The sequence below is a fragment of the Pseudomonas extremorientalis genome (assembly GCF_024584605.1).
GTDB lineage: Bacteria > Pseudomonadota > Gammaproteobacteria > Pseudomonadales > Pseudomonadaceae > Aquipseudomonas > Aquipseudomonas extremorientalis.
In genome coordinates, this window is record NZ_CP089519.1 from 3,101,771 (window position 1) to 3,122,120 (window position 20,350).

16 protein-coding genes and 1 pseudogene are annotated in these 20,350 nt (G+C 58.3%); 7 read left to right on the plus strand and 10 right to left on the minus strand.

Annotated features, from left to right (window positions below):
• The first annotated feature begins 370 nt into the window (after window positions 1-370).
• Window positions 371-3,397 (plus strand): glycosyltransferase, encoded by a 3,027-nt coding sequence (locus LUU92_RS13715; RefSeq protein ID WP_257103798.1) that lies wholly within the window; start codon window positions 371-373, stop codon window positions 3,395-3,397.
• A gap of 27 nt (window positions 3,398-3,424) precedes the next feature.
• On the opposite strand, the gene LUU92_RS13720 is transcribed toward LUU92_RS13715, so the two are convergent.
• From LUU92_RS13720 to LUU92_RS13740, 5 genes are read right to left on the minus strand one after another with little or no spacing between them, the layout of a single operon-like run.
• On the minus strand, window positions 3,425-5,038 hold the full coding sequence (locus LUU92_RS13720) for a dipeptide ABC transporter ATP-binding protein (protein ID WP_257103799.1): 1,614 nt from the start codon (window positions 5,036-5,038) through the stop codon (window positions 3,425-3,427).
• Complete coding sequence (locus LUU92_RS13725; RefSeq protein WP_257103800.1) at window positions 5,035-5,934, minus strand: ABC transporter permease; 900 nt, start codon at window positions 5,932-5,934, stop codon at window positions 5,035-5,037. The genes LUU92_RS13720 and LUU92_RS13725 overlap by 4 nt, the downstream gene beginning before the upstream one ends.
• Window positions 5,935-5,937: 3 nt before the next feature.
• Complete coding sequence (locus tag LUU92_RS13730) at window positions 5,938-6,888, minus strand: ABC transporter permease (protein WP_071488412.1); 951 nt, start codon at window positions 6,886-6,888, stop codon at window positions 5,938-5,940.
• On the minus strand, window positions 6,885-8,495 hold the full coding sequence (locus LUU92_RS13735) for an ABC transporter substrate-binding protein (protein WP_071488456.1): 1,611 nt from the start codon (window positions 8,493-8,495) through the stop codon (window positions 6,885-6,887). Before LUU92_RS13735 ends, LUU92_RS13730 begins: the two co-directional genes overlap by 4 nt.
• Window positions 8,496-8,539: 44 nt before the next feature.
• A complete protein-coding gene (locus LUU92_RS13740) occupies window positions 8,540-10,960 on the minus strand; it encodes a TonB-dependent receptor plug domain-containing protein (RefSeq protein WP_257103801.1) in 2,421 nt (806 codons plus the stop codon).
• 238 nt (window positions 10,961-11,198) lie between these two features.
• On the opposite strand from LUU92_RS13740, the gene LUU92_RS13745 reads away from it, so the two are divergent.
• Complete coding sequence (locus LUU92_RS13745; RefSeq protein ID WP_092250118.1) at window positions 11,199-11,660, plus strand: anti-virulence regulator CigR family protein; 462 nt, start codon at window positions 11,199-11,201, stop codon at window positions 11,658-11,660.
• A gap of 125 nt (window positions 11,661-11,785) precedes the next feature.
• Here the strand turns inward: LUU92_RS13745 and LUU92_RS13750 are convergent, their stop codons facing one another.
• Window positions 11,786-12,202 carry a VOC family protein gene (locus LUU92_RS13750; protein ID WP_093513212.1) on the minus strand — a complete coding sequence of 139 codons (417 nt, stop codon included), beginning with the start codon at window positions 12,200-12,202 and terminating at the stop codon, window positions 11,786-11,788.
• Between the two features lie 446 nt (window positions 12,203-12,648).
• Between LUU92_RS13750 and LUU92_RS13755 the strand changes: the two genes are divergently transcribed.
• Window positions 12,649-13,257: a contact-dependent growth inhibition system immunity protein gene (locus LUU92_RS13755; protein ID WP_257103853.1), complete on the plus strand. Its 609-nt coding sequence runs from the start codon at window positions 12,649-12,651 to the stop codon at window positions 13,255-13,257.
• Window positions 13,258-13,486: 229 nt separating this feature from the next.
• Window positions 13,487-14,347: a LysR family transcriptional regulator gene (locus LUU92_RS13760; protein WP_257103802.1), complete on the plus strand. Its 861-nt coding sequence runs from the start codon at window positions 13,487-13,489 to the stop codon at window positions 14,345-14,347.
• 1 nt (window position 14,348) lies between these two features.
• Here LUU92_RS13760 and LUU92_RS13765 read toward each other — a convergent pair whose 3' ends face one another.
• A complete protein-coding gene (locus LUU92_RS13765; protein WP_257103803.1) occupies window positions 14,349-15,806 on the minus strand; it encodes an MFS transporter in 1,458 nt (485 codons plus the stop codon).
• Between the two features lie 222 nt (window positions 15,807-16,028).
• Here LUU92_RS13765 and LUU92_RS13770 point away from each other — a divergent pair, with 222 nt between their 5' ends.
• Complete coding sequence (locus LUU92_RS13770) at window positions 16,029-16,787, plus strand: SDR family oxidoreductase (protein WP_257103804.1); 759 nt, start codon at window positions 16,029-16,031, stop codon at window positions 16,785-16,787.
• A 758-nt stretch (window positions 16,788-17,545) separates the two neighbouring features.
• Here the strand turns inward: LUU92_RS13770 and LUU92_RS13775 are convergent.
• Window positions 17,546-17,902, minus strand: a complete 357-nt coding sequence (locus LUU92_RS13775; protein WP_257103805.1) for a type II toxin-antitoxin system RelE/ParE family toxin — start codon at window positions 17,900-17,902, stop codon at window positions 17,546-17,548.
• 2 nt (window positions 17,903-17,904) lie between these two features.
• Entirely contained in the window at window positions 17,905-18,195 is a 291-nt protein-coding gene (locus tag LUU92_RS13780) for a type II toxin-antitoxin system ParD family antitoxin (protein WP_057010991.1), read from the minus strand.
• Between the two features lie 302 nt (window positions 18,196-18,497).
• Here LUU92_RS13780 and LUU92_RS13785 point away from each other — a divergent pair, with 302 nt between their 5' ends.
• The gene (locus tag LUU92_RS13785; protein WP_173903821.1) at window positions 18,498-19,481 is read left to right on the plus strand and encodes a 5'-nucleotidase; all 984 of its coding nucleotides are present in this window, start codon (window positions 18,498-18,500) and stop codon (window positions 19,479-19,481) included.
• Between the two features lie 146 nt (window positions 19,482-19,627).
• A pseudogene (locus LUU92_RS13790) lies at window positions 19,628-19,789 on the plus strand (transposase); the annotation flags it as partial.
• A 9-nt stretch (window positions 19,790-19,798) separates the two neighbouring features.
• Here LUU92_RS13790 and LUU92_RS13795 read toward each other — a convergent pair.
• A complete protein-coding gene (locus tag LUU92_RS13795; RefSeq protein WP_257103806.1) occupies window positions 19,799-20,116 on the minus strand; it encodes a hypothetical protein in 318 nt (105 codons plus the stop codon).
• Between the last annotated feature and the right edge of the window lie 234 nt (window positions 20,117-20,350).

Sequence of the window (20,350 nt, forward strand, 5' to 3'; positions counted from 1 at the left end):
ATCATTCGGAATGATATAAGCGCGAGATTAGCCCTCTAGCATGGGGGTTTCGTTAGGGGGCTATCAATAGGCGTGATGACAAAGGTCTTTTGCGTGGTCTGTAAGGACAGGCGACCTTCAGGTGCGCTCAGTGCCCTTGATGCCTGCCTCAGCTCGTACAAAGGTGCGGAAAATGTGATTCCACGCAAAGGTCGAGCCGGTCCCTGCTGTTTTTCGCCTTTGATATGTATTCCTACATTTGCGTTTGGAACCATCAAATATCGAACTCCACGAAAGGAGTCGCACTGCCAGGAAACATCGAGGGCTGTGCAGGCAACCGATCAGATCGGTTGAATACCAGGACCTTTAAGGAAGAAGCTCAGGAGAGACTATGCATTCATTTTTGAACGCCGCATTGGTTACATCGCAGCCGCCATTCAAACCCCTCACTCAAGCGTCGAACGACAAACAGATTGCCAATCAGGGAATATCGGGCACTCGAAGCACTGATTCACGGTCCGACTCTCCGACTATCGGCGTGGCTTCTTTGCTTGACCCTGCCGAGATTATCGCTGGAACTGACGCTACAGGTGCGCCGCGAGCAGACCTTTCCCTCGATCAAAGAAGGCGGCTTGTCCAGAACTATACCCATCGAATCAAGACGCAGATAAACAATATCGAGACTGGTTCTGAAGGTGAAAGAAATGTCAGGTATCAACACCTCAAACCTTTCTTGACACCGGCAGGTTATTTCAGCGGTGCTTTGTTGGCGGCAGGTTGCGACCCCCATCAAAAAGTAACGGTCACCCTGAAAACGTACACGGGCATGGGAAAACCGGAGCATCTGAGCAGCGCCGAAAAGAGAACCTATTTTGCTTGGGAGTTGGCCGCCGGTGCCCTTGAGCACGATAGAGTTGAGCGCGGTGGTCCCGTGAACTTCAGTTTTTTGCACATCGAGCCGGCAGATGAAGAACATGTAGAGGCCCTTGAGTCACTCGGGAAAGTGCTGCAAGCCAGTTGGGAGGCCGATGTCGCCAAGCCTATGCGCGACGAATCAGGTACTAGAGCCCAGCGTGCCGGGAAGGCGGATGCTTATGCCTTGCAGAGTATCTTAAACAGCCTGATGAGCGATAAGGCGCAGGGCGGGAATTTGAGCGCTGAGGCCAAAGAAGCGGTGCGTCGAACAGTGCAGGAGAATGGACAGGTCATTGTTCCCAATATCTACGGCTACCCATTGTCCGGGTATGCTTTTATTGCTTACACGCCCTATGAGGGCAATTTTGAACATCGACCCAACAAGGGGTTGATGATTGATCTGGAACATGGAAAAGCACATGAAATCCAGGGCGATGACGATTTTGCACAATGGGCTAAACAAAATCGAGATGACCTCAATCGCAGCTTCAATGCACGTGATAAGCAAGGGGGCATAGATGTTCATTGGCCGCGTGCAAGTGATGTGCTGGATACATTGATTGCGGGTGGTGGGGCGACCTATGAAGGTTATAAGAGTCTGGTTGCTGACCAAGCGATTCCGGTGAGAGAGCTCTTTAACTATACGCGTGCACGACGCAGTGATTACCGGCTTAAGTTTGGACGGCTGAAGGGTAATAACGGTAAGGGGGTTGCCTCCAGATTCCAGGCTGTTAACGCAAACAATGCCCGATGGGCTGACCAGACTGAGGTTTTTGGTTCATCTCAACAGTCGTGGAAAGAGGCCAAAGATTTCTGGGGTAACACGTTCGGTTATGTACCGTTGGTCGGCAATACGGGGAATATCGTTTTTGGTATTCATGACGGAATTTATGGGAAAACTGCCAGCGATCGCGTTCAGGGCAATGCTGTGGCCGTTATATCAGGCTTGCAGTTGATACACGAGGTGGCTCAAGGCATGACGGATGCGAATGTTGCGCTGCAAGAAGGCCTGGAACGTTACTCCGTTGGCAAACATTACCGCTGGGACTATGACGCGCAAACAAAAGATCTTCAGTTTGTAAGTACGTCAGTGGTCATGAACGCGGAAAAACTCGAGCCCCCCGCACAATACCCTGGGATGCGAGAGATAATGTTTCGGGGCAGAAAGTACTTTGCTGCAGAACAACCTGATATGGCTGATGGGCTCAGCTATCATCTGAGAATCCCAGACCCCAAGGATCCCGCAAAATTGGTCAGTGGCGCTATTGTCGCTAATCCTGACGAGGCCGGTGCCTGGCGAAGAACTGGGGTAGAGGGGGGCGGACGAGGTGAAGCAGCCGGAAAGCTCGAGACGTCAACGGTATTCAGGGGAATCCATGAACACACTGCCACGCGCGCCATCAGCTATATGGCCGAAGTTGACGGTTATTGGAAATCCGTTGAGTTTGATTTGCAACATAATACCTGGAGACTCGCGAGCACCCATCGACTACTGAAATGGGAGGAGGGCAAAGGGTTCAAGTATGCGCAACCCGAAGCGTTCGCCGGGGTGACGGATGAACAACGTCTTGCTTCTCTAAAGCAATTTGGCATTGAGGAGTTACCCACCCTGCCTCGTATTGAGGCGGCTGCAGGTCAAGTCGAGATCCCTAAACAAATTCATCAAATATGGATGGGCGATGCCGAGAAGCTGATGGAAAGAGCTAAGGTGATTGAAAAAAATGCAGCGCTCGCAAAAGAGCAGGCTGGCTTTTCAACCACTGTACACGTGTTATTGGATGGCATGCATGCCAACGAACAGTTAGCCGTGTTAAAAGAGGCGATGCCATCAGCGACCATCATTGATATGCGTCAAGAGCCATTTTTCATTGAATTTCAGAAAACAAAGTTTCATGAGCCCTTTGCACTGCTTGCCCGCGAGGGCAGTGATCGTAACCTATCGGCCGCCAGCGATATACTGCGTTATCCGATGATGGAGCATTTTGGAGGCATTTATCTCGATACAGATGACGAACTCCTAACTGGTTTCGGTACGTCAGTCTATAAGGTTGCACCGGGTGACTTGCTATTGAATGACGTTGTCAATGAACCCATGCTGGGGATGAAACTTGACTTTAACTCAAGCAATTTCGGCACGTTGAAAGGTAACCCCTTGTTGAAAAAGATCCAGGAAGAAGGCTGGGCCCGTTATCAGGAGAATCCCGGTTTCTTTAAAGATCGCCCACACGGAGCTATAACAGAAGCGCAGATCGACGACATGACCCAGTACATGACGGAGGAATCAAGAGTTTTTGGTCCAGGTCTTTTAAATGATGTGGTGCGCAAAGAGCATCCAAAATATCAAAGATATATATCAGCTTTTTCTTCGATCAATGATATAGCTGAAAAAGGAGTTGTGTTGTCAGTCGAACCTGTCGTGAAATGGATGGCCGAGGCAAATGCCCATTTTGCTCCGTTGGCAGAGCATATCAGTATTAATAGCGACCACACTTGGATTGAGTAGCCCGATGCAGTCTGGGACAGGTCCTCTTCACGCTGCCTGAGTCGTAACGTGCCGGCCGGGGATGGCAGCAATCAATTCCCGCGTGTACTCACACCCCGGGTGACTGAATATCCGCTCCACCGAGCCGTGTTCAATCACCCGTCCATTGCGCAACACCAGCACCTCATGGGCAAAGTTGGCCACCACCGACAGGTCGTGGGACACCAGCACATAGGCAATGCCCATCTCCCGTTGCAGCTCCTCCAGCAGCTCAAGGATGCGCGCCTGCACCGACACATCCAGCGCGCTCACCGGCTCGTCGAGCAACAACAGGTCAGGCTTTAACGCCAGGGCCCTGGCGATGGCGACGCGTTGGCATTGGCCGCCAGACAGCTCTCGCGGCAGCCGATCCAGGTAGCTGACCGGTAAATGCACGCGGCTGATCAACTCCCGGGCCGCCTGTTCCAGCGCGGCGCCCTTGAGTCGCCCGAAGGACACCAGGGGTTCGACGATGCTGTCGAACACGGTGAAGCGTGGGTCCAGGGCGGCAAATGGGTTCTGTTGCACCAGTTGCAGGCGTTGGCGCAGTGGGCGGAAGTCGCGCCAGTTCAGGTGGGTGACGTCCTGTTGCTCGAACCAGACCTGGCCCTGCGTCGGTTTTTCCAGGCCGAGTGCGATGCGCAGCGCGGTGCTCTTGCCCGAGCCGGACTCACCGACGATGGCCAGGGTCTGGCCGGGATACACCTGCAGGTTGAGGTCCTCAAGGGCCACGAACGTTGATTCTTCGCCCTTGACCTTGGGCAGCGCAAATGTCTTGCCGACGTTTTTCAGGCTCAGGATCGGGGCCTGGGTCGAGTCAATGCGCAGCAAGGGCTCGCGCCGTTTGGCAAACGCCGGAGCGGCGGCTATCAGTGCCCGGGTGTAATCGTGTTGTGGCGCGCCAAGGATCCGGCCTGGCGTGCCCTGTTCGACCACTTCACCGTGTTGCATCACCAGGATCCGGTCGGCGCGGTCGGCGGCCACACCGAGGTCATGGGTGATGACCAACAGCGAAATCCCCCGTTCACTCACCAGGCGTTGCAAGTGGTCGAGGATCTTGCGCTGCACCGTCACGTCGAGGGCACTGGTGGGTTCGTCGGCGATGATCAAGCGCGGGTTGCCCGCCAGGGCAATGGCGATCAGCACGCGTTGGCGCATGCCGCCGGAGAGTTCATGAGGGTACTGGCGCGCACGCAGTACGGGCGTGTCGATGCCCACCTGTTGCAGCAGTTCGACAATGTCCGCATCGACGCCAGGGTAGCGTTTGCCCCTGGCCAGGATCAGCGCCTCGGCGATCTGCTGGCCCACGCGCAGGGTCGGGTTGAGGCTGACCGTCGGGTCCTGGGGCACCAGGCCGATGGTGCGGCCGCGCAATGCGCGCTTTTGGCGTTCACTGGCGTGGGTCAGGTCGTGGCTGTCTACCCACAGCTGGCCGGCGGTGATCTGCGCACTGTCCGGTAACAGACCGAGGATAGCGTTGGCCAGGGTCGATTTACCGGAGCCGGACTCGCCGACAATCGCCACGGTTTCGCCCTGGGCGATGTTCAGTGACAGGCGATTGACCGCCGTGTGGCCGTGCCGATAGCTGACGCTGAGTTGACGAACATCTACTAGAGCGCTCATCGCTGGATCTCCTCGAAGGTGCGGGCAATATGGTTGAGGCTGAACACCAGGGCCACCAGGAACAGTCCGGGCAGCAGGGAAACCCAGGGAGCGGTGATCAGGAAGTGTCGACCGTTGGCGATCAAGGTGCCCCATTCCGCAGCCGGTGGCGCGGCGCCGAAACCGAGAAAGCTCAGGCCTGCGGTGGCCAGGATCGCCGCGCCGAAGTCCAGGGTCGCCAGCACGGCCACCGGGCCCCATGCGTTAGGCAGGATGTGCCGCAGCAAGGTGCGCCCCCAGCTGGCACCGCCCAGGCGCGCGGCCTCGACGTAGGGCAGGGTCTTGACCCGCAGCACCTCGGCGCGGGTGGTGCGGGCAAATCCCGGAATAATGCCGATGCCCACGGCAATCGCCACCGGCACCGTGCCGAAGCCGATGGCCGTGACAATCGCCAGGGCCAGCAGCAGGCCGGGCAGGGCCAGCAGTACATCGACAAAGCGCATGATCACCGCGTCGATGCGCCCCCCGGCAAAACCCGACAGGATGCCCAGGCCCAGCCCGCCCAAGAGGGCGATGCCCACCGCAAGGAACGCCGCCAGGACCGATAGGCCGGCGCCATGCACCACCCGCGTATAGAGGTCGCGTCCCAGCTCATCGGTGCCAAACCAGTGGATCAGGTTGGGCGCGCGCAGCTTGTCGATGGGCGAGGTGGCGTAAGGATCGAAGCTGCTCAACACGTGCGGCGCCACAGCCGCCACCCATGCAAACACCACCACCAGCAGCGCCAGGCTGAACCCCGGTCGGCGCAACAGGGGCAACACCGTCGCCGCCACGCGTTGCAGGCGGCTGCGGCGGCGCCACGGTGCAGGGCTGGCCGGGAGGGTATTGCGGCCCAGGTTCTGCTCAAGGACAGTCATGGTCTAGGACACCTTTGGGATGTGGGAGATGCGCGGGTCGAACCACGGGTACAACAGGTCGACCAGCAGGTTTACAAGGACAAAAGCCGCCGCCGACACCGAAACGATCGCGAGCACTACCGGAATGTCCTGGCGCAGCACCGCTTCCTGTGCGAGGCGGCCAATGCCGGAGCGCGCGAAGATGGTCTCCACCAACACCGCGCCCGACACCGTATTGCCCACCTGCAACCCGATCAGGGTGAGGATCGGCAGCGCGGCATTCTTGAAGCCATGGCGTGCCTGCACCTGGCCACGGCTCAGGCCCTTGGCGTACGCAGTGGTGATGTAGGACTCTTTCCAGACCCCCTGGAAACTGCGTTGCAGCACCTGGGCATACACCGCTGCACTCGGAATCGCCAAGGTGACGGCGGGCAACACCAGGCTTTCCAGGCCCCGGCTGCCGGTGGCCGGGAACCAGCCGAGGCCGAAGGCAAACACCTGGATCAGCAACAGCCCCATCCAGAACACCGGCACCGAAAACCCCAGCGACGGCAGGCGCGCCAAGGCTGTTTTCAGCGGTTGCCAACGGATATAGGCGGTCAGGTAAGCCAGGCCGATTCCACCGAGCAGCGACAGCACAATGGCCAGGCCCGCCAGGGACAGGGTCTGCGGCAGGCGTTCGGCAAGCAACTCGGCCACCGGGCGATTCAGTGAAAGCGACTGTCCGAAATCCCCCCGCAACGCCCCCAGCAGCAGGTCGACATACTGCTCGAACAGGCCTTTATCCAGGCCGTAGTAGGCCCGCGCCTTGGCCAGGTCCTCCACCGACAGCGCGTCGGCCTCCATGCCCGACGCGCTGAGCATGATCGACAAGGTGTCGCCCGGCAGCAGATACAGAATGAAATAGGTGATGCTATAGGCCCCCCACAGCACCAGCAGCGCCTGGCCGATACGGCCGATCAGATAGCGGCTCATGGCGTGCCGATCTCGATATCACCGAGCAGCGCAAAGCCCTCGGCGGTCCAGCGGAAATTTTTTACCTTGGGCGAGGTCGCCGCCTGCCACACGCGCTCATACACCGGGAATGCCGAGCTTTCATCGATGAGTAAATCCTGCAGGCTGCCATAGGCGGCAGCGCGTTGTGGGGCTTGAGTGGCCGTGATGCCGGCGTCGAACAAGCCCTTGGCCTGTTCCAGCACCGCCGGTTCATAGGTGTTGGTGGCCAGCGTGGAACTGTTGGCGCTGCGTGGATCGAGGATGGTCTGCAGGATGATCGGGTCGGCGCGGGTCATGTAGTTGATGGTCAGGTCATAGTTGCCCGCCGAGTTGTTGGCGACCCATTCGGCGCGGGTGACCACGCTGAGTTTCAACTCGATGCCGACCTTGCGCAGTTGGTCCTGGATCAGCACGTCGCCCGCGGTCTCGGCCGGGGTGATGTTGTAGCTCAGGCTCAGGCGCTTGCCGTTCTTTTGCCGGTAACCATCCGCACCCTTGGTCCAGCCGGCTTGCTCCAGCAGTTGCTCGGCGCCTGCCGGGTCATAGGCCAGCTTGGCGCCCTGGCTTTTGAAGTACGGCGTGGTCACATCGAAGATGCCGTCCACCACCGGGAACTCAGCGTTGTAGACGGTGCTGGCGTAGCTCTTGCGGTCGAGGGCCTTTTGCAGCGCCTGGCGCACGTGCCGGTCGGCCAGGACCCGCTCGCCACGGGTATTGGGGTACAGGTTCAGCGCCGGCCCCGGCAGCGAACGGCTCTGAATGGTCGCGCCCTTGGACTGGAACAGCTTCAGGTCGACCTCCGAGAACGGGTTGCGTGGCCACAGGATGTCGGCCTTGCCTTGCAGGAACAGGCCGTTGCGCACGCTTTCTTCGGGGATGTAGCTGATGTCCACCGCGTCCAGGTGCGCTTCACCCTGGTTTTTCATATTGGCCGAGGCCCAGGCGTAGCCCTTGCGCTTGGTCAGGTGCGCACCGACTTCCGGCGTGTAGCTGGCCAGTACGAACGGCCCGGTGCCGATGATCTTGCCCAGGGAGCGCTCCTTCACGCTCAGCGCGTAGGAAGCCGGCGCGAGGATCGCCAGGTTGGTGGTGGAGGTAGCTTGCAGGAAACCCGCATTGGGCTTGGACAGCACCAGCTTGACGGTGAAGTCGTCCACCACCTCGGCGTGGTCGAAGCCTGCCAGGTAGGTGGCGCCGAAGGTGGCCGGCAATTCGGTGGCCAGTGCCTTGTCGCTGTCGAAGGCGGTTTTCACCGCCTTGGCGTCGAAGCGCTCGCCGTTGCTGAAGGTTACGTCCTCACGCAGGTGGAAGGTATAGGTCAGGGCGTCGTCACTCACTTCCCAGCGTTTGGCCAGCCACGGAATGATCTGGCCGGTCTGCGGGTCCTGGTCGGTCAGGGACTCGGCCACGTTGCGCAGCAGCACGCGGTGCTCCAGCCAATAGACCTGGAACGGATCGACGCTGACCAGGGTGGTGTTATCGCCGAAAAACGCGATGTTCAGGGTCTTGCCCGCCTGGGTGTCATTCCCGGGCGAGCAGGCGGCAAGGCTCAGCGCCAGGGCGCAGGGGGCCAGCAGACGGCTCATCAAGTTGGCGGTATTCAATGGTGTGCCCTCATGTGGCGTGTGGATCAGAAGTCGTAGGCGAGCTTGGTGTACCAGTAGCCGCCGCCGGGGTAGAACGGCGGGTTGCCGTAGGCCGCGAGGCCGAGGTTGCTGTACACCGCGTGTTTGTCGGGGCGCATGTCGAAGATATTGGTGCCGCCGATGCTCACGGTGAGGCTGTCGACGAAGGTGTAGCTGACATCCAGATCGGTGATCCACTTGGCGCCGAAGCTGCGGTCGCCGGAGGGGTTGACGGCCAGGGTCTTGACCGCGCCGTAGCGCGCGGTTTGCAGGTTGACGGCCAGGTCCCGGACCTTCCAGTTGGCGCCAAGGATCCACTTGGTCTTGGGTGAGGCGTCGGTCAGGTCGCCTTCGCGGTCGCGGCCGACCAGGGTCACGCCGGAGCCGGCCAGTGCCGCCGGCGTACCGCGAGTGCCTTCAATCGTGGTCTTGTTCCAGTTGAAGCCCAGGCTCCAGCGCACATCGCCCCATGCCTCCAGCGGCGTGGTGTGGTCGGCCACCACGTCCAGGCCTCTGGTGCGGGTGTCGAAGGCGTTGGTGTAGTAGTTGACCCAGGTACCGGTGGGTACGCCCTGGGCGGCGAGAATGGCGTTGATCGCGCCGTTGCCACGGTCGTAGATATTGCTGGTCAGGGCGATGCGGTCATCGATGTCGATCAGGTAGGCGTCGGCGGTGACGCTGGTGCGTGGCGCTGGCTGCCAGGTCAGGCCCAGCCCCAGGTTGCGCGATTTCTCCGGCTTGAGGTCATCGCCGCCCAGCGCCTTGGCCAGGTTGCTGCCAGAAGGCGTCAGGCGCGTCACGGCCGGCACCACGTTGCCGTTCACATCGGTCGCCACGCGGTTGTCGGCCACGGTGTAGCCGATCTGGGTCAGGGAGGGTGCGCGGAAACCGGTGCCCACTGTGCCGCGCACAGCCACGCTGTCGGTGAGTTCGTAGCGTGAGTTCACTTTCAGGCCGAAGGTGTTGCCCGAGTCATCGTCGTAGTGCTCGACCCGCCCGGCGACGTCGAGGAACCAGCGGTCCGTCAGGTCGAAACCCAGGTCCAGGTAACCGGCGTAGTTATTGCGGATCAGGCTGACTTCATCTTCCGGACGAATCGTCACCGCCGCCTGTGCGCCCGATGCGGCGGGGTAGGTGCCGGTGATATAGGCCTCGCGCTCGCCGGCAAACGTACTGAAATGCTCCCAGCGGTGTTCCAGGCCGGCGGAGACCTGCACCGGCGGCGTCAGGTTGAACAGGCTGTCGTAGCGGCGGGTGAAGTCCAGGTTGTTGACCCACTGCTCGAAGCGGAAGGTCGCCAGGTTGTCGAATTTGGTCGGCGACGCGGTGCCCAGCGACGGGTTGATATTCAGGTCGCTGGAGTGGTGCACGTTGTTGCGCCCGTAGGTGGTGCTCAGGTCCCAGTTCCAGTCGGCCACCAGGCCCTTGCCGCCGAACAGCAACTGGTAGTCGCGGTCCTTGATGTTGTTGAGCGGGAAGTAACCGTCGGGAAACACCTCGGGCACTGCGGCGGTGCCAGTCGGCAGGCGAAAGTAGTTGGCGGCCTCGGCATCGCGTTCGCCGTAGGTGGAGAACGAATACAGTGTCAGGTCTTCCAGCGGCAGTTCGGCGTTGTAGGCCAGGTTGAAGGCCTTGAGGTCCGGGTCGCCGTTCTTGATCGCCACCCGGTCCCAGGCCGCTTCCTTGGCTGGGTCAGCGAACGCCCGCACGCTGCTGTCGGCCTTGTCGTTCCACGATGCCCTGCCACGTTTGCGCGCATCGGCGGAGAAGTGAAAGAAGCCGCCCTGGCCCAGTTCGAAGCCCTGGTCACCCGCGACCTTGATGGTCTCGCCCTGGCCGGAATACAACTGACCGTAACTGGTCTCCAGGTGGCCGCCGCTTTTCCCGGACTTGAGGATGATGTTGATCACGCCAGCGACTGCATCGGAACCGTACTGCGCGGCAGCGCTGTCCTTGAGCACCTCGATATGGTCCACCGCGCTGACCGGGATCAGATCGATGTCCACCGCATTCGCACCGCTGTTATCGATGGAACCGCGCTGGCCGGTGGCGCCGTTATGCCGGCGTTTACCGTTGACCAGCACCAGGGTGTAGGCCGGCCCCAGGCTGCGGTTGCTCAGCGGGCGGGTCACCGAGTTATAGCCGGCGATGTTGGTGCCGAAGTTGAACGACGGCAGCAGTTTGGCGATGGCTTCGGACAACTCGGCGCGGCCGGTCTTGAGCAACTGGTCGCTGTTGATCACATCGATCGGCGCCGGGCTGTCGGCCACCGTGCGTTGCTGGCCACGCAGACCGGTGGAAATCACGGTGACAGTGTCGAGCTTGGCGTCTTCGGCAAAAGAGGGCGCAGCAGTCAGGAGCAGGGAGCCGGTCAGGAGTGAAAGAGGTAATTTCTTGAGGGGCGTGGGGAAGGCGATGTCTGGCATGGAGGTAACCTGGAGGGTGTGGGTGCGTCCTCCGCCAGGTATGGGGTCGGTCTGTGAAATGAAGATATATCTATAAAAAACCTTGTGGAAAGTCTTTTTTGGAATAAGCTAATTATCAGTTAATATTATTTATATCTTAAATAAAATTACCTATTTTTATTATGTGAAAAACAGGCACGCTGCTTATCGCCAATGTCGACTACATTCCAAGGGAGGTTCCCTTACGGAGAAGACGATCATGTTCAAACCCCGCACGCTGGCGGTTGCTGTTACGTGCCTCGCTTTGGTCCTGGGCCCGGTGGCGGCGGTGGCCGACCCTGGCAACGGCAAGGGCCAGGGTTCCGCAAAGGGCAACGCACAAGGCGGCCAGGGTCATGGCAACCAGGGCCATAAGGGCAAAGGCGCAGACGCCGATGATAGGGGGCACGGCCCCAGTATCGACCGTGGCGGCATCCTGGGGGTGCTTGGTGGCTATCGTGACTATTGGAGCCCAGGCCCATCATTGCCGCCTGGCATACAGAAGAAGTTAGCGCGAGGCAAACCGCTGCCTCCAGGCATTGCCAAGAAGCTCGATGGGCGCCTGCTGGGCAGGCTGCCGCATTATGACGGCTACGAATGGCAGCAGGCGGGCACCGATCTGATCCTCGTGGCTATTGCTTCCGGCCTTATTTATGAGGTGCTCGAGGGGGCTTTCGATTAGGACGCCGAAGCCTGACGGTGGGGGCGCCGTAACGCGGTCGAACAGATTGAATTTACCGGGAAGGGTGCGTGCACAAGTTCACTGGCACAGTCGGATGATGACTCAGGCTCGACGCTTTCCAGCCATCAAGCCTGCACCGCAGGGCCTTTCAACTCGATCTGATTATCATCAGGATCATTGAGATACATCGATAACCCGGTTCCCTCCGCGCCATACCGCATCACGGCCGCTTCAGCGGATACCCCGGCTGCCGCCAGGTGCTGGAGAATGGCCTGTTCATCGAACGGCTCGACCCGCAGGCAAACGTGATCGACATTGTGTCTTTGCTTGCCCGCCGGCTGCCCACCCTGACGCCCGATCGGTCCGTTCACATCAACCAGGTCAATCATGGATGTGCCAGCACTCAGGTGAATCATGCCGAGGTCGTCACGGCGTTTTTTGACATCACACCCCAGCACGGATGTGTAGAACGCCAGGCTGCGCTCAATGTCCTTGACCCGCAGAACAACATGATCGATACGTTGAAGGGTAAAACTGCGCATTTCCATCACTCCTGATTCTTGCCGTTGTCGAATGGGACATTGTTCAGGGTAGCCGTGTTCAGGGTAGCCGCAGTTTGTCTTATGTTTCTGCCTCGCATTGCCAAATGCACCTGTTGGGTCAGCCACAACGACCGGCAACGAGCCTGTGATGCGCATCGCCTCGGACCTCGGACCTCGGATACGCCAACGCCAGCGGGAGCTATCCGAATTCCTTGCCCGATTCAAAGTTACAGGCCTGGCAATCAGAGATCATAAACTCCGTAAAGAATATGCCTGAGGGATCGGCCAAAGCAGCCGCGGAGAGTGCACTCAAGGCTGGCAGGGTCGAAGGCTGGATAATCAATGGCCGCAATAGGCTAGAGGCAGATAACGTGAAAGAGTGGTCGTCGCTGTGCAGGTCGAAGGCGGGGGGCGTCGTTGATCTACGGGAACAACGCGTGCTCGCCATGGACGACGGCGCGTACAAGATTTCAGATAATCAATATTTTTTAGCTGACGCCTGTTCTGTTGAGGGAGAGGAAAAGATGAATGATGTCGTTAAAACAGCCTGGGCGGATGCCGGCGTCAATAAGGAGCTTTTTTACGTCACTACTTATTCTGGCTATCGCAGCAGTCGCGCTGACCCACAAGGTGTCGAGCACCAGTCCGACACCGAGATCGATGATCACGTGTTGGGCACCCTGGTGCTGGATGCGTTGGCCCATAGCCGATTCGTGCTTCCCGAGCCACGCAGCGATGTCTGGATTCACCCTGAAGCGACATTCGATATGGACCTGTACGACCGTGACCTGTCCACTCAGCGATATGATCAGTGGGTCAGTCGGACGCTGGAGCGCTGGGGCTACAAGAGCAAGCGTGCTTTATTCAAGGACATGAAGAAGTGCAGTATCGAAAGGAAGGAAGGTCACATAACCTTTCGCCCCAGTCATCACGAAAAGTTGGAGGTTTGGACCAGCAAGGGAATCAATGACGCGCGCCATGTGCATATTCCCAGTGACAGCAGTCCTTCTGAGGTAGGGGCCGCTTTACGTTTGGCATTTAGTCGGTGTACTTAGTAGCTGAGGCGTTGAACGAGTTCGGTTGCTTCACCCAGCGATTGTATCGCTTGAGTGATCATCATGTACGCCCTGCAACTCCAGCATGAGCGACGGCGACAAAGTCGACATTTGCAGTCCCCGGTTGGTGTTTCAACGAAGGTGTATGCAGAGCAGTATGTCGGCCCTGGGATTGCTACGGCAGTGCCATTGCTGCACTCTCACTGCTCATTTTTGTACGGGGTAACGCATGGACTGGAGTGATGTGCGGGTCTTTCTTGCGATTGCCCGTAGCGGGTCGTTGGGCGCTGCCGCCAAGCAGTTGGGTGTCAGCCATCCGACCGTGGGGCGACGCTTGCAGGTGCTTGAGCAGTCCAGTGGCCAGCCCATTTTCCTGCGTACCACCCAAGGTCTGGTCCTGACCGACAGCGGAGAAAAGCTGCTCAGTCTGGCGCAGGAAATGGAACAAAGTGCCTTGGCAATCGAAAGGCGCCTGGCGGGGGACAGCGCACAGCCAGAAGGTGTGTTGCGCATTTCTTGCGCCGACTGGTTCGCCTGTTATGTGCTGGCCCCGGTCCTGAGTGAACTGGGACGACGTTATCCGCTGATCGTGCCCGAGGTCATCGCAGGGCATCGATTGTTTGACCTGGCTCGTCGCGACGCCGACATTGCCTTTCGGATCGTTCCTTTCACCGAACCCGATATTGTCCACCGCAAACTGACTACCTTGAGCTACGGATTATACGCGGCCGTCGGATCCGCTGACCCCGAGCCGCAGGGCGACGGGGTGGGTTTGATCACCATGAGTGTTGCCCAGTCTCACTATCCCGATGTGCAATGGCTGCAGCAGCGTTACCCTCTGGCCCGTAAGGTGTTCACCAGTAGCAGCCGCACAGTCCAGGCGCACATGTGCGCGCAAGGGCAGGGTGTCGCCGTATTGCCCCGCGTCCTGGGCGACCAGTTGACGGCGCTGCGGCTGATTGATCCGCATGAACCGCCACCGGGTCGCGACATCTGGATGGGTTACCACCAGGACATGCGGCAGATGGACAGTCTTCGTGCCCTTGCCGACCTTGCCTCGAGCATGATCGGCTCGCAGCAGGGCCGATGATTCATTCTACTGGGCGCAGGGCTGCCGTTTGCAATTGCGCAGCCGGTTGGCGCGCCAGGTTTAGGCTGAGTCCCGCGCCCAAGGCCAGGCATGCCGCGATGCAGAGTATGGAAACGGTGAAGGCGTGAGTGAGGGCGGCCGCGTCCGTATCCGTGCCCAGAAGGGTGTAGAAAATGCCGCCTATTATCGCCACGCTCAGTGATGTGCTGATTTGCAGGGTAGAACTGGCAATGCCCGCAATCATGCCGGAATACGCGGGCGCCACGCGTCCTGTGATCATTCGCATCAATGTCGGCAGGGCCAGTCCTTGTCCGAAACCGATCAGAAACAGAATGACGGCGAGGGGCAGCGCAGGGGGCGTGACGGCCATCGGTGTGTGCGCCACGAGCCAGGCCAGGAGCACGAACCCCAGCACCTCAAGCCCCATCCCGACGGGGTTCACGTAAGCCCCCAGGAAACGCCTGAATTGAGGGGTGGAAAGCGGGCCCAGCAAAAATCCCGCGCCAAAAGGAAGGAAGATCAGGCCTGCATTGAGTGGGCTCGTATGCAGCGCTCCCTGTAAATACATGGAAAACAGCAGGAAAAATACGCCGATCGCGTAGAAGGTCAGGGCGACGAGCAGTGCCCGGCCCAACCCAGGCGTGCGCAATGCGACAGGATCAAGCAACGGTGAGCCTTGCGCCTGGTGCAAACGGGCTTCGTAGCGCCAGAACAGCCAGCCCAGCAGCGGTACTGCCGCAAGCGATAGCCAGGCCCACAAGGGCCAGCCGGCTTCACGCCCTTCAATCAATGGAACGATCAGCGCCCCAAGTGTCGCCATGGACAGGACGGTTCCACCCAGATCCAGCTTGCTTGTCTGTTGCGCGCGGGTTTCCCTGACCACGGGAATGGCGATCAGAATGACCAGCAACGCAATCGGTAGATTAACCAGAAATATCGCCCGCCACCCCAAGCCCATCAAGTCGAGCGATATCAATATCCCGCCAAGTGCCTGGCCGGCTACCGACGCCAGTCCAAAGACCGCGCCATAGAGACTCAGCGCCAAGGGCTTTTCGGACTCGGGAAATATAGCCTGCGCAGAAGCGAGTGCCTGGGGCGCCATGACGGCAGCCGTCACGCCTTGTAGCGAACGTCCGGCGATCAACACCCAAGGTGACTCGGCGACGCCGCAGATCAGTGAGGCAACTGCGAAACCAACCAGGCCAAGGAAAAACATTCTCATGCGACCGTAGATATCACCCAGCCGTCCGCCGGTAATCAGTGTCACGGCATAAAGCGCCGCGTACGAGGAAATGATCAACTGTTCGGCGGAGGAGGCCGTGCCGAGCGATTGCTGGATAGAGGGCAGCGCCACGTTCACGATGAAAAAATCCAGCGGCGGTAAAAACGCACCGACCAATAAGATGGCGAACATCAACCAGCGCCGCGGTTCCGGTGGGGCGATTTTTGTCTGTGGCATAAGGTCTCCTGCCTGGAACCCTTCGGTTCCAGAATATTCACGATGGCGGGTCATGCTCCGAATCAATGGGGCCCAATCTAAACGATCAAACTTGGGCTGACGCCTCACAAAATTGAACGGCCAGTGTTCATTAATGGCAGTGCCGTCGAGTGCCTGATTCCTCTCAAAATGGCCGCACTGTGGTTCCAGTCGGTCCACACAAACGAGACTGAGGAGTCAGATATGTCAGGTAAATTCGCTGGTCAGGTGGCAGTGGTCACCGGCGCATCCACCGGGATCGGGTATGCGATTGCGCAGGGTTTGATTGCAGAGGGGGCCACGCGTGTTTACATCACTGGGCGTTCAGCAGCCACCCTGGAGGCTGCGGTGGCCAGGCTTGGCGATAGAGCGATCGCGGTTATTTCCGATGTCGCGCGCCAGGCTGATCTCGATCAGCTCAAGGCGACGATTGAGGGGCGCAACGATCAGTTGGACGCAGTGTTTGCCAACGCGGGTATTTGCGAAAAGAACCCGCTGGGCGAGACCACCGAGGCGGCGTACTTCAACCTCTTCGACATTAACGTGAAGGGCGTGTTTTTTACTGTGCAGACGTTGATGCCTTTGTTGAAAAACGGCGCTTCGATTGTGCTGACGGCGTCTATCTGCTCCAGCAATGGCATGGAAGGACTGAGCCTCTACAACGCATCCAAGGCTGCCGTGCGGTCCTTCGCCAGGACATGGGCCAACGAACTCAAAGGCCGCAAGATCCGAACGAATGTCCTGAGCCCTGGCTTCACCCGTACCCCCTTGATGGACAACGGCTTGAAGATGAGCGAAAGCGACATTGCCGCGCTGCGCCACCATGTCGAGCAGATCACTCCGCTGGGGTACATGGCCAAACCTGAAGAAATCGCCTCGTCAGCGCTGTTCCTCGCATCCGCCGATGCGAAATATGTCAACGGGGTGGAACTGATGGTCGACGGCGGGCTGTCGCAGATCTGACCTCCCGATCAAACCAGGTGCAACCCTTGCAGAGGGTTGCTTTTGTCGCTTTTGCGAAGCCCCCGCAGGACACCTCAACATGAACAGTGAAGAATTGAACACCCGACTGGACGCCCTGGAGGTCGCGCCGCCATCGAGTCGCTGATCAGCGCCTACGCCAATGCCTTCGATCGCATCGACGTGTCGCTCCTGAGCGGAATCTGGCACGAAGAGTCGACACTGAAAAAGGCCCGGTCCAAGTCAGCGGGTTGTATCACGACAGGTTTGAACGTCGGAACGGAAAATGGGCGTTCCTGTCACGTCGTTTTGAACTGCATTTCCTGACACCGTTGAACGGCTGGGTACCCGTAGCAGGTGAGGAGAGGTTTGCACCAAGCGAAGATCAGAACATGAGTAAACTCAGAGAAGGTTGATTTGCGGAATGTTCAGGATGTGACAATCAACTTAACGAGCCAAAATTTGCCGCTGATTCGGTTTTGAACTCAGGGGATCCAGACAAGCTGCGGCGCACTGGGTTAGTCGGTCATGCATGTTATTAAAGGTTTTTTTGAAGCTTGATGGGGACTTCGATTACAAACTGTCGGGGTCCCCAAAAAACATTTTGACTGGGCTTTGGGACAATGTTTTCAGGTCGATAACACTTTTGTTTGCCCCCACTTTTGCCCCCATTCATACCGAGTGTGCGAGTGATCGGAAATGGCGATCTCCGACGGACTTCGCTATTCCTGGCCAGTTAAGCCGTTGGGCCAGGTCGCTGATCAGTCGTTAGGCAAGTGCAACTGCACTTCCATGGCGTCATGAAGGAGTCTGACGACCTCGATCACGTCGTCGTTTGTCACACGATAGAACACGATATGGCGTGGGCTTTTGACCGTTCCATGGGTTTGTTTGGCCTGCTGGCGTGAATAGATGAGGTGATAGCTGCGAAGGCCCGCTGCAAGTTCATCGCGGTCGTGGCTGCCAATGCGATAAGGCGTGTGGGCAAGCGCTTGCAGCGCCGCGAGGATCAGCGCCTGGTAGCGCTGGCGTGCTTGATCGCCGAACTGCGTCTGGGAGAGCCTAAGGATGTCGACAATGTCGGCACGAGCCGGGTTGGAGATCCGATACTGCGGCATGCTCAGTGTTTCTCTCTCGCAGGGAGGGTTGCCTCCAGGCTCAAGCTCTCGAGGTAGTGCTCCAGATCACCCTCGTTTACCTGAGTAAAGCGCCCGTGCTCAAGATCCATGATGCCGATCGAGGTCGCCTGACGCAGTGCCTCAATTTTGGCGGTGTCTTCGGCGACGCGCTGCTCCAATAGACGTAAACCTTCTCGCATCACTTCGCTGGCATTCTGATAACGGCCGGACTGCACCAAGTCATGGATAACCTGGTCCTGGTGAGGGGTGAGCACAACGTTTCGCGTCGCCATAACTAGCTCCAGTTCTACGCAAACAGATACTTTTGATGTTGGCATATTATGCCAATTTCGCTCTGGAGAATAGCTTGGGGCCGACATCCGACGATCAGGTGACGGCTGACTTGGCGCCAATCAGCAAGGTTCAAAGTCATCCTCCCATAATGAAAGCAACCGGCAGATTGATTTGAAGATTGATATGCCTGACTGTGCGTGGGAGGAGGCGCGCGATGTGTGCTTCTCGATCCGCCCTGAAATCTATCGGCATGTTCGATGCCCATCAATATTTGCGTTTAGAGGCATCAAGAGAGGTTCCAATGCCCTACGAGTTAGAAAATCGCCTAGTGATCGGCGTCGCTTCCAGCGCTGTGTTTGATTTGCTGGCATCGGACGCAGTGTTTCAGAGTCAGGGGGAGGAGGAATACCGCAAGTTTCAGCAAGACAATCTGCACGTCCCGCTTCCTAAGGGGATAGCGTTCCCCTTCATCAAGCGTTTACTGTCAGTGAATGACCTGAGCGTCGATCCTACGGATCCGCTCGTCGAGGTGATACTTCTTTCGCGCAATGATCCCGACACTGGGCTGCGCGTACTGAAGACTATCGAGCACTATGGGCTTGGGATGACAAGGGCGATTTTCATGCAGGGAAAATCTCCTTATGAATACATACCAGCACTGAATATCGCTTTATTTTTGTCGGGTGACAAAAAAGACGTGGAAGCGGCTATCAGGGCCGGGTACCCGGCTGGCCAGGTTCTCGATTCAAAATTTGAAGACGACGAGACTGATAAAACCCTACGCATCGCATTCGACTTTGACGGCGTGCTCGCTGGCGATGAGTCCGAAACAATCATGCAGGCCTCTGGATTGTCTGAATTCCATGCGCACGAAGTGAAGAATGTCATGCAGCCCCATAACCCTGGGCCGCTGAAGGAATTCATGGTGCGGATATCCAAAATCCAGTCGGTCGAGGAGAAGCACAAAAAGCTCAATCCTGAATACGAAAACCGCATACGCGTCTCGATCGTCACAGCCCGCAATGCTCCGTCTCATGAGCGTGCGATGAATACACTCAAGAGTTGGGGTGTCATGGCCAATGACGCATTCTTCCTAGGCGGCATCGAGAAAGGAAAAATTTTAGGTGTATTGAAACCACACATCTTTTTCGATGACCAATCAGGGCACCTTAAATCGACTAGCGCAGTTGCTCCATCCGTGCACATTCCTTTCGGCATCACCAACCATGTCGCTACTGTGGATGCGCTAGAGCCTGAAGCGGATCAGGTCCAGCAGGTGGTGTAACACGGTGGCTTGAGCGCGTAGTACCACAGGAATTCGTATCGGTTTTGTGCTTGAACTGGCCTAATGATCCCGGACACCTCTTAAGGACGATATGATTCGCCCAATCAGGAGGTTCCATGCACGAGCGATAGTCCTACACCCGCGAGTTCAAGCAACGTGCTGCAAGCATGGTTCTTGATGATAGCTGCTCAGTTCCCGACGTCTGTGCATCTATGGACGTTGGGCCTACGGCTCTGCGCCGCTGGATTGGTCAGGTCCAATCGTTGTGTAGATACCTATGCCGATCAACGGGCCGATCAATGGGTTAAAACACGTGGCTACCAGCCACCGGAAAACCATTGCCGGGCGAGCTGCACCGTTACGCGCAAGGTGTGCTGGCTTTGTTCGCACGCAAGCGCCTGTTCTTCAGGAGACGCCGGTTTGCCCCACTTTGGCTGGGTTGCCAAGCGCTGTGCATAGCTAGCTTTAAACGCAGGGCTGGCCTCCCCAGTCAGCCACATCGCTTTAGCATAGTCCGCCTCGAGATCTTCGGGCAGCGAACCACAGGCCAGTTTGGCTTGCTGATAGCGCACGGCGTACATGAAGCCATCGGTGGGGGCTTCGTCGTAGGTGTAGCGGGAGGGTTCTGCGGCCATGGCAGTACCGGTGAGGAATAGGGCGATGAGGAGGGGGCGTCCGTGCATGGGCGGGGAAAGTCTCGGGTGATTGACGGTGCGTTTGACCTGAACACGAGTTGTATAGCATTGAACAGGCCACTCGTTAACTATACGTGCCCGGTTTGAATTGCAGCGACCAAGGCAATGAGCCATCATTGTTGGCTCGCTACGAGCCATTCTTCGTATGCCGTTCGGTTTTATAGGGTGTAATAA

Excerpts from the sequence above, each read along its gene's own strand:
- LUU92_RS13735 (WP_071488456.1), bottom strand. The coding sequence starts at position 8,495 with ATGAGCCGTCTGCTGGCCCCCTGCGCCCTGGCGCTGAGCCTTGCCGCC.
- LUU92_RS13740 (WP_257103801.1), bottom strand. The coding sequence starts at position 10,960 with ATGCCAGACATCGCCTTCCCCACGCCCCTCAAGAAATTACCTCTTTCA.
- LUU92_RS13770 (WP_257103804.1), top strand. The coding sequence starts at position 16,029 with ATGTCAGGTAAATTCGCTGGTCAGGTGGCAGTGGTCACCGGCGCATCC.
- LUU92_RS13795 (WP_257103806.1), bottom strand. The coding sequence starts at position 20,116 with ATGGCCGCAGAACCCTCCCGCTACACCTACGACGAAGCCCCCACCGAT.
- LUU92_RS13745 (WP_092250118.1), top strand. The coding sequence starts at position 11,199 with ATGTTCAAACCCCGCACGCTGGCGGTTGCTGTTACGTGCCTCGCTTTG.
- LUU92_RS13715 (WP_257103798.1), top strand. The coding sequence starts at position 371 with ATGCATTCATTTTTGAACGCCGCATTGGTTACATCGCAGCCGCCATTC.
- LUU92_RS13750 (WP_093513212.1), bottom strand. The coding sequence starts at position 12,202 with ATGCGCAGTTTTACCCTTCAACGTATCGATCATGTTGTTCTGCGGGTC.
- LUU92_RS13780 (WP_057010991.1), bottom strand. The coding sequence starts at position 18,195 with ATGGCGACGCGAAACGTTGTGCTCACCCCTCACCAGGACCAGGTTATC.
- LUU92_RS13765 (WP_257103803.1), bottom strand. The coding sequence starts at position 15,806 with ATGCCACAGACAAAAATCGCCCCACCGGAACCGCGGCGCTGGTTGATG.
- LUU92_RS13760 (WP_257103802.1), top strand. The coding sequence starts at position 13,487 with ATGGACTGGAGTGATGTGCGGGTCTTTCTTGCGATTGCCCGTAGCGGG.
- LUU92_RS13720 (WP_257103799.1), bottom strand. The coding sequence starts at position 5,038 with ATGAGCGCTCTAGTAGATGTTCGTCAACTCAGCGTCAGCTATCGGCAC.
- LUU92_RS13725 (WP_257103800.1), bottom strand. The coding sequence starts at position 5,934 with ATGACTGTCCTTGAGCAGAACCTGGGCCGCAATACCCTCCCGGCCAGC.
- LUU92_RS13730 (WP_071488412.1), bottom strand. The coding sequence starts at position 6,888 with ATGAGCCGCTATCTGATCGGCCGTATCGGCCAGGCGCTGCTGGTGCTG.
- LUU92_RS13785 (WP_173903821.1), top strand. The coding sequence starts at position 18,498 with ATGCCCTACGAGTTAGAAAATCGCCTAGTGATCGGCGTCGCTTCCAGC.
- LUU92_RS13775 (WP_257103805.1), bottom strand. The coding sequence starts at position 17,902 with ATGCCGCAGTATCGGATCTCCAACCCGGCTCGTGCCGACATTGTCGAC.
- LUU92_RS13755 (WP_257103853.1), top strand. The coding sequence starts at position 12,649 with ATGGACGACGGCGCGTACAAGATTTCAGATAATCAATATTTTTTAGCT.